This window comes from Mesorhizobium sp. M7A.F.Ca.CA.001.08.2.1, assembly GCF_003998455.1.
GTDB lineage: Bacteria > Pseudomonadota > Alphaproteobacteria > Rhizobiales > Rhizobiaceae > Mesorhizobium > Mesorhizobium ciceri.
The window spans coordinates 1-1,363 of record NZ_RZPW01001140.1 but is presented as its reverse complement, the minus strand read 5'-3'; the positions used below and the strand labels follow the sequence as shown (position 1 = coordinate 1,363).

2 protein-coding genes are annotated in these 1,363 nt (G+C 66.5%); both read left to right on the top strand.

Annotated elements, in window-relative coordinates:
* Positions 1 to 985: tetratricopeptide repeat protein (locus EN914_RS35595; RefSeq protein ID WP_127389697.1), on the top strand; the 985-nt coding region annotated here is incomplete at its 5' end.
* A 209-nt stretch (positions 986 to 1,194) separates the two neighbouring features.
* On the top strand, positions 1,195 to 1,363 hold a 169-nt coding region (locus EN914_RS39665), incomplete at its 3' end, for an alpha/beta family hydrolase (protein ID WP_348631970.1).

Genomic DNA, 1,363 nt, shown 5'->3' with positions numbered 1-1,363 from the left:
TGTCGTGTGCGGCCGCACGCTGCTCGCTAAGGCCGGGCTCTCCAGGAACGGCGATGCCGAGATCGAGCGCCGTGTCGCCGCCGAGCGCGCGGCCGGGCACAAGCTCCTCAGCGAGAACGGGTTCCTGCGCCTTCTCGGACTGATGAAGACACCGGAAGCGTCTTCGCTGTCGCGGCAATCGCTGATCGATCAGTCGCGGCTATCCGGCGTCGAGCTCGATTTGTTGTCACTGTTCGATGCGTTCGAGCATGACGCAGAACCCTATTCCTTCCGCGACCTGATCCTGGCGCGCAAATATGCCGGGCTCGTCGCCGGCGGCGCGACATGGGGGGCGATCGCGCGCTCCGTCCACCGCTCCGGCCCGGTGGCGTCGCTGACCGCCAAGTCGCTCAATGTCGGCTCGCAGCATGGGCGCGCCGATGCGATCTATCTCGAAGGCGGCCAGAGCGAACTCGACGGACAGCTTCTGTTCGATTTGGGCAGCGCCGGTTCGGCAGGCGACGACACACTGGAAGAGTTGTTTGCCGAGGCCGAAGCGGCGGAGGAGGGTGGCGACCATGATGGGGCAGCCGCACTCTACCAGCGCTGTCTCGCCATCGATCCGAGCGATGCGATTGCCGCCTTCAACCGCGCCAACTGCCTGCGCGCCGGCGGCCACGCGGCGGACGCCGCGCACGATTATATCAATGCGATAAAACTCGATCCGGCCTTCGTCGAGGCCTGGTTCAACCTCGCTGGGCTGATGAGCGAGCAGGGCCGCGAGGCCTCGGCGCGGAGGCACCTGCAGAAAGCGATCGCGCTCGACAAAAACTATGCCGATCCGGTGTTCAACCTCGCCCGGCTCGAATTCGACGCCGGCGATCTGCCGGAGGCGCGGCGGCTGTGGGTGCGCTATCTCGAACTCGATGCGGAGTCCGAGTGGTCGCGGGTGGCGGCCAAGGGCGTGCAGTTCGTGGATCTGCAGTTGGCGCGTACGGCGGGGTGAGGGATGCTGGCGCTTGAACACCCCCCTCTGGCCTGCCGGCCATCTCCCCCGCAAGGGGGGAGATCGGCAGCTTGGGCGTCCCGTTCCTGCTTGCAAAGTGGGAGATTGGCGAAAGCGGTTGAGCGCGCAATCTCCCCGCTTGCGGGGGAGATGTCCGGCAGGACAGAGGGGAGTGTGACGGAACTCGACCTCTCCAGCGAGACCGCTCCATGACCACCTTTCTCTTCGACGGTCCCGACAGTGCCCCGGTCACCATCCTGCTCGCCCATGGCGCCGGCGCGTCGATGGATTCTCCCTCGATGACCGCCACCGCCAAGGCGCTGGCCGAAGCCGGCTTCCAGGTCGCGCGCTTCGAGTTCCACTATATGGCTGCCCGCC